General features: G+C 54.1%; 6 protein-coding genes. 1 reads left to right on the top strand and 5 read right to left on the bottom strand.

The window, feature by feature from the left end:
* Positions 1 to 144: 144 nt before the first annotated feature.
* Genes fabF through RT644_RS22505 form a run of 4 tightly spaced genes read right to left on the bottom strand, consistent with a single transcriptional unit; the run spans position 145 to position 4,582 of the window.
* Complete coding sequence (gene fabF / locus RT644_RS22520) at positions 145 to 1,419, bottom strand: beta-ketoacyl-ACP synthase II (protein ID WP_313628199.1); 1,275 nt, start codon at positions 1,417 to 1,419, stop codon at positions 145 to 147.
* Positions 1,420 to 1,438: 19 nt separating this feature from the next.
* Positions 1,439 to 3,001, bottom strand: coding sequence for a DHA2 family efflux MFS transporter permease subunit (locus RT644_RS22515; protein WP_313628192.1), 1,563 nt, complete (start codon positions 2,999 to 3,001; stop codon positions 1,439 to 1,441).
* Positions 2,998 to 4,041, bottom strand: coding sequence for an HlyD family secretion protein (locus RT644_RS22510; protein WP_313628190.1), 1,044 nt, complete (start codon positions 4,039 to 4,041; stop codon positions 2,998 to 3,000). The genes RT644_RS22515 and RT644_RS22510 overlap by 4 nt, the downstream gene beginning before the upstream one ends.
* On the bottom strand, positions 4,028 to 4,582 hold the full coding sequence (locus RT644_RS22505; RefSeq protein WP_313628188.1) for a helix-turn-helix domain-containing protein: 555 nt from the start codon (positions 4,580 to 4,582) through the stop codon (positions 4,028 to 4,030). The genes RT644_RS22510 and RT644_RS22505 overlap by 14 nt, the downstream gene beginning before the upstream one ends.
* Positions 4,583 to 4,784: 202 nt before the next feature.
* Between RT644_RS22505 and dkgB the strand changes: the two genes are divergently transcribed.
* Positions 4,785 to 5,588, top strand: coding sequence for a 2,5-didehydrogluconate reductase DkgB (gene dkgB / locus RT644_RS22500; RefSeq protein ID WP_020456636.1), 804 nt, complete (start codon positions 4,785 to 4,787; stop codon positions 5,586 to 5,588).
* A gap of 37 nt (positions 5,589 to 5,625) precedes the next feature.
* Here the strand turns inward: dkgB and yafC are convergent, their stop codons facing one another.
* Positions 5,626 to 6,513 carry a DNA-binding transcriptional regulator YafC gene (yafC, locus tag RT644_RS22495; RefSeq protein WP_313628187.1) on the bottom strand — a complete coding sequence of 296 codons (888 nt, stop codon included), beginning with the start codon at positions 6,511 to 6,513 and terminating at the stop codon, positions 5,626 to 5,628.
* Between the last annotated feature and the right edge of the window lie 175 nt (positions 6,514 to 6,688).

Below are 6,688 nucleotides of genomic sequence, written 5' to 3'. Positions count from 1 at the left end.
ATACCTGCCTGTCACGCAGGGGGTCGCGGGTTCGAGTCCCGTCCGTTCCGCCACTCATTTAAGAGCCGCATCTCTAACGAGATGCGGTTTTTTTTCGTCTGTTATTTCTATAAAAAAGGGCAATCGCGCCCTTTTTGCCGTATGTCACTCCCAGCGTTTCAGCAGCAGGCTGGCGTTCACGCCACCAAATCCAAAGCCATTTGATAAGGCATAACGTATCTCCAGCGGCTGCGCAGTCAGCGCAACTAAATGCAGCCCTTCTGCCTCGGTATCAGGGTGATGCAAATTCAGCGTTGGCGGTACAACCTGATCACGTAAAGCCTGGATAGTGAAAATAGCTTCGATACCGCCTGCTGCGCCCAACAAGTGGCCCGTTGCGGATTTAGTTGAGGTAATTGCAACCGGAGCGTCACCAAAAAGCCCCTTAATCGCCGCCAGCTCTCCTTTATCCCCCACCTGTGTTGAGGTCGCATGCGCATTGATATGCTGAATATCCGCAGTGGTAATCTCAGCCTGGCGAATGGCTGCTTCCATGGCGCGACGCGCACCGTTACCATCTTCCGGGCCTGCCGTCAGATGATATGCATCCGCGCTGGTTCCATATCCTACCAGTTCTGCCAGCGGTGTCGCACCGCGTGCCTGGGCATGTTCCAGCGATTCGATAACGAGCAATCCGGCGCCTTCTCCCATTACAAAACCATCACGATCGCGATCAAATGGCCGCGATGCTGCTGTTGGATCGTCGTTAAAACTGTTTGAAAGTGCTCTTGCAGCCGCGAAACCGGCAAGACTAACCCGGTGTATTGCCGCTTCACTGCCACCACATAATGCAATATCCGCTTCACCGCTACGGATCATGCGTGCGGCATCGCCGATGGCCTGCGCACCGGCAGCACAGGCGGTAACCGGTGCGCCAATGGGGCCGCGAAAGCCATGTGCAATGGAAACATGCCCGGCAGCGAGGTTGGCGAGGAAAGAGGGGATGGTAAAAGGGGAGAGTCGACGCGGCCCACGATCATCCGTTGTGCGCACAGCATTGGCGATTTCGTTAAACCCACCGATGCCAGTCGCAATTACCGTGGCAGTACGATCTTTTTTCGCTTGATCCTGTGGAAACCAGTTCGCCTGCGTCAGAGCTTCTTTTGCCGCTACCAGCGCGAACTCAATAAAACGATCCATTTTTTTGCGTTCTTTGGCGGGAATAGCCACCAGTGGATCAAAACCGTACTGCGGATCCTCTTCAATAGACGGAACCTGACCTGCCACTTTGCAGGGAATATCGTCGACAACCTCATCTGCAAGCCGGGAAATCCCGGATTTTCCCTGTAATAGCGATTGCCATACGTGCGAGACACCACAACCCAGCGGGCTGACAATTCCCATACCTGTTACCACGATGCGTTTTGTTGAAACGCTCATCATCAATTCTCCTGAAATTTCACGCTGTTTGCGGTTTTTTCATTAAGGGAACCAGCAGCGCAGCGATTAAAAAACCTAACATGATCAGATAAAAAGCATCTGAAAACGCTTGTGTCCGGGCCTCACGCAACGTGATGGCCGAAAGATTCTTTAGCGCAGCACTGCTGGCGATATCTGATGAAATCCCCTGGCTAACCAATCTGCTGATGTTGCTCTGAACGAATTCCGTGACGGAAAGAGAGGCATTATTGAGATGATCCGCGAGGCGGCTGTAGTGCAAATTGGTTCGGTCATTAATCACGGTACCGCACAAGGCGATGCCAATCGCGCCGCCCAGATTGCGCATCAAATTGAACAGACCTGATGCCAGCTTTAGCCGCGCCGGCGGCAGGCTGCCAAGCGTCAACGTGACCGTCGGGGCAACCGCAAATTGTTGCGCCAGGCCGCGAAATGCTTGCGGTAACAGTAGTTCTTGTGCTCCCCATTCATGGGTGAGCGGAATAAAACTGTACATCGACAACGCAAATCCAAGCAGCCCTGCCATCAGTAGCCAGCGTAGATCGACCCGATTCGCAAGCCACGCATAGAACGGGATCGACAGCACCTGAAAAAGGCCAGTGGAAAACACCGCCAGACCAATTTCCAGTGCGCTAAAGCCGCGCACCGTGCCAAGAAATAATGGCGTTAGATAGATCGTAGCAAAGATGCCAACCCCTGCCATAAACGAGAAGTAGCAGCCCAGCGTGAACGTTCTGTCCTTCAGCGCACGCAGATCCATCACCGGCTGCGTATGGCGTAGCGTGCGAACAACAAAAAAGATGCCGCACAGCAACGCCACCCAGCCAGTCATCGCTAATGTGTTGTCGTCAAACCAGCCCCAGCGTGGGCCTTCTTCGAGGGTATATTCCAGACACCCCAGCGATACCGCGAGCAGCAGGATGCTCAGATAGTCCGCGCCGCGCAATAGCGACGGATTTGGCGTATCAATTTTTACCAGCAGTGGTACGGCGAGGGTGATGTAAATCCCCGGTACGATGTTGATATAAAACAGCCAGTGCCAGCTGAAGTTCTCGGTTATCCAGCCACCGACGGTGGGGCCGAGCGTTGGTGCCAGCGATGCCAGCCCGCCAATCGTCGCAGCAGCGATGACGCGTTGTTTTCCCTGGAAAAAGGCAAAGGCGGTGGTGAAAACCAGCGGGATCATCGAGCCACCCGCCAGCCCTTGTAATGCGCGAAAAGCGATCATACTTTGGATATTCCACGCCCAGCCGCAGAGCAGGCTCATCACCGTAAACCCGGCGGCGGAGGCGGCAAACAGCCAGCGCGTGGACATCACCCTCGCCAGCCAGCCGGAGAGGGGAATAATGATGATTTCGGCAATCAGATAACTGGTTTGTACCCATACTGTTTCATCATCGCCGGCAGAAAGCCCTCCGCCGATATCCCGTAGCGACGCCGACACGATCTGGATATCAATCAGGGCGATAAACATGCCCACACACATTGTCGCGAAGGCAAATACTTTCTGACTCACCGGCATTGAAACGCCCGGTTGCAGCGTTACCGCATCGGTGGTGCTCATTGCGCGCTCTTTTCGTCAACGGTAACGATGACAGAAAAACCGGGGCGCAATACGCCGAGTTTTGCCGCTTCACCCTCCAGCGCGATACGCACGGGTACACGCTGGACAATCTTGGTGAAATTTCCGGTGGCATTTTCTGCCGGGAGAAGACTAAATCGTGAACCGGTCGCGGGGGAAACGCTGAGAACATGGCCGTAGAACGTTCGACCCGGCATAACATCCGCCACAATGGTCGCACGTTGCCCTGGGCGCATATGGGCTAGCTGGCTCTCTTTGAAATTGGCGTCGACCCATAAGCCTTCCGCGGGAACCAGTGAAAGCAGCTGCGTGCCGCCGCCGACGAAGGAGCCGGACCAGGCCCGGCGATTGCCTATAACGCCATCGAATGGGGCGCGGATCTCGGTATAGTTCAGGTTTAATTTCGCGATTTCAAGATTCGCCTGGGCCTGCTGCAGCGCGGCTTGCGTCTGTTTTTCCCGTGCATCAAGCACGGCCAGCTGGCGCGTGGCGACAGCGTTATCCGCCTGCGCTTTGCTCTCCTGTGCACGTGCCTGGCGATAATCCGCAGCCGCGTTTTCCCGCACCTGCGCAGAAACGGCACTGGACATGACCAGCGCGCTGTAACGGCGGTTGTCATTGGCTGACTTATCACTCACCGCTTTAGCAGCAGCCAGCGATGCTGTTGCGCCTTCAATGGTTGCCAGCTGTAACTGACGCGTCGCGGCGATATCAGCCAGCGCCGCCCGTTGCGCGGCGACTTCGCCCGCGGCTTTCGCCAGTGCAGCCTGGTAATCCCTGTCATCAAGGCGGACTAAAAGGTCGCCTTTTTTGACCAGCATATTGTCCTGAACGGCAATCTGCTGGACATAACCGGACACTTTACTGGAGATGGCGCTGATATCACCACCCACGTAGGCATCGTCGGTGGACTGAATAAATCGCCCGCTTTGCCACCAGTACACGCCATAACCCGCAGCGGCTACCAGCGCTGCGGCTAACAGCAGCAGGGTGAGTGCCTTTTTCTTGTTACTGCGCGTCATGATCGCGGCTCACATGGTGAAGCGGGGCGAATTTTTGCGTGTTATCGCCCGTGCGTTTGCGTTGCAAATAATCGTGGCGGTAATGGATAACCGGTGCAGCCGCAGGACCAGGCACCAGGGCATATTTCTCCGGTGTAATGGGATCGCCGGTTGCTTTATCAATGAGAATGGTCTCGACCGGGCGCTGTGTTTCACGCTCGACTAACTCTATTTGCGCGCCTTCTGGCGAGAAGTGGCGATTCCCCCATTCCACCAGAGCAAGGATCACCGGGCGAAAATCGCGCCCGAGAGCCGTCAGGTGATATTCATAGCGCGGCGGTGTTGTGCTGTAGCTCACTTTTTCCAGCAGCCCGTCATCAACCAACTCTTTCAGACGACGAGAGAGAATGTTGGGGGCGACATTCGCGCTTTTCTGGAACTCATCAAAACGTGTGAAACCGGCTAAAGCGTCACGCAGGATTATTATGCTCCAGCTGTCACCAATGCGGCCTAAGCTGCGGGCGATGGGGCAGGGAGCGTTGCAAAGCGGTTCATTTTTCATGGTCTGACCCGGTTACTGGTTAGATTCTGCGCTTACGGTGACATAGTGACTTTCAAAATGCAAGTGACTATCTTTGCGCCCTGAATTCCTTACTTTTGCTTCTTCGGCAAAAAACCTATGCGTTTTCGCCTCTTTTTCCCCTCACTGAAGCGGGGAATAATCAGCGCAACGAAACAATACGAAATCAGAAAGAGGAATTCTTATGGCTATCCCTGCATTTGGTCTTGGCACCTTCCGTTTGACTGACGAAGCGGTTATCGCTTCTGTGAAAAATGCCCTTGAACTGGGTTATCGCGTGATTGATACCGCGCAGATCTACGGTAACGAAGCTGCCATTGGCGAAGCGCTGGCACAGAGCGGCGTTGCGCGTGAAGAGTTGTTTATCACTACCAAAATCTGGACCGAAAATCTGGGCGCAGACAAACTGATCCCCAGCCTGAAAGAGAGTCTGAAAAAATTAGGTACGGATTATGTTGATCTGACCCTGATTCACTGGCCGTCTCCGGGCGCAGCTGTGGCGGTTGATGTCTCTATGCATGAGTTGATGAAGGCAAAAGCGCAGGGCCTGACGCGCCAGATTGGGGTGTCAAACTTCACCATCCCACTGATGGAGCAGGCCATTGCCGCTGTGGGCGCGGAAAACATCGCTACTAACCAGATTGAATTGTCACCGTATCTGCAAAACCGCAAAGTCGTTGACTGGGCGAAACAGCACGGTATCCATATCACCTCTTACATGACGCTGGCGTATGGTAAGGCATTGAAAGATGAAGTGATTGGCCGTATCGCGAAGAAACATAATGCTACACCCGCGCAGGTTATCCTGGCGTGGGCGATGGGCGAAGGTTATGCGGTAATCCCGTCTTCGACCAAGCGTGAGAATCTGGCAAGCAACCTGCTGGCACAGTCGCTGAAACTGGATGCAGAAGATAAAGCGGAAATCGCGAAGCTTGATTGCAATGACCGTCTGGTCAGCCCGGAAGGCCTCGCACCGAAGTGGGATTAATCAAGAGTTTAACGGGAGCGTCATGCTCCCGTTGTTGTTATTGCGGCAGATGTTCGCTGATAAAATCGATAAAGGCGCGAATACGCGTACTCACTGCCCGGTCGCTGTAGTAGACGGCGCTAAAAGGCATCTCTACCGGCAGGCGCTTATCCGCCAGCAAATCCACCAGTTCCCCACTTGCCAGCTCTTTATCAATCATATAGTCCGATAAACTGGCGATACCGTTGCCACTCAGACACAAGTATTTAAGCGTTTCTCCGCTATTTGAGGAGATATCCGGCGTGGCTTCAAATAATTGACCATCGGCAGAAGCAATCGGCCAGGTGTTAAGGGAGACCGGTTCGGTAAACCCGAGTAACACATGATTACGCAGCTCTTCAACTGTTTCAGGCTTGCCATAGCGAGCAATGTAATCCGGTGAGGCGATAATTTTTCGATAGCTCTTGAACAGCGGGCGGGCGCGCAGGCTGGAGTCCGTCAGTTTCCCCACGCGGATAGCCACATCCACTTTACGCTCAATCAAATTGATAAACGTCTCGCTTGAGACCAGAGAAAGGTTGATTTCCGGGTAGCGTTCACGAAACGGTTTAATCAGCGGCATCAGGAAATGCAGCACCACCGGCGTTGCCGCATCAACGCGCAGCGTACCGCGCGGCGTGGATTTGGTTTCCATCACCTCTGTTTCTGCGGCCGCCATCTCCTGCAATACGCTTTGTACGCGGCGGAAATAGCGCTCACCTTCTTCGGTTAAACTGAGCTGGCGCGTGGTGCGATTAAGCAAATTGACACCCAGCTTGTTCTCCAGCTTTTTTACTGCACGGCTGATCGCCGAGTTCGCCTGTCCCAGGCGTTCCGCTGCCCGGCTGAAGCTGCCGCTTTCGACAACAGCCACAAAAATCGCGAGTTCTTCTGAGGTGGTTTTCATTATTGCCTCTGTAGCAACACTGCAACGATATTATTCATCCATACGCTATTTAACCATGTTGAAGCCTGCGATGCCACGCACGCGCGGCGCTGGCGGCATTAATAAGCGCTCACTAACTATAACCGGTGGTTTTTCTGCCGATTGTGCGTTGAAAGTGTGCGCTAAAATCCCTATA

The organism is Kosakonia sp., from assembly GCF_032104925.1.
Classification (GTDB): domain Bacteria; phylum Pseudomonadota; class Gammaproteobacteria; order Enterobacterales; family Enterobacteriaceae; genus Kosakonia.
Note: the sequence above shows the minus strand (reverse complement) of the source record. Positions and strands in the feature narration are given on the sequence as shown.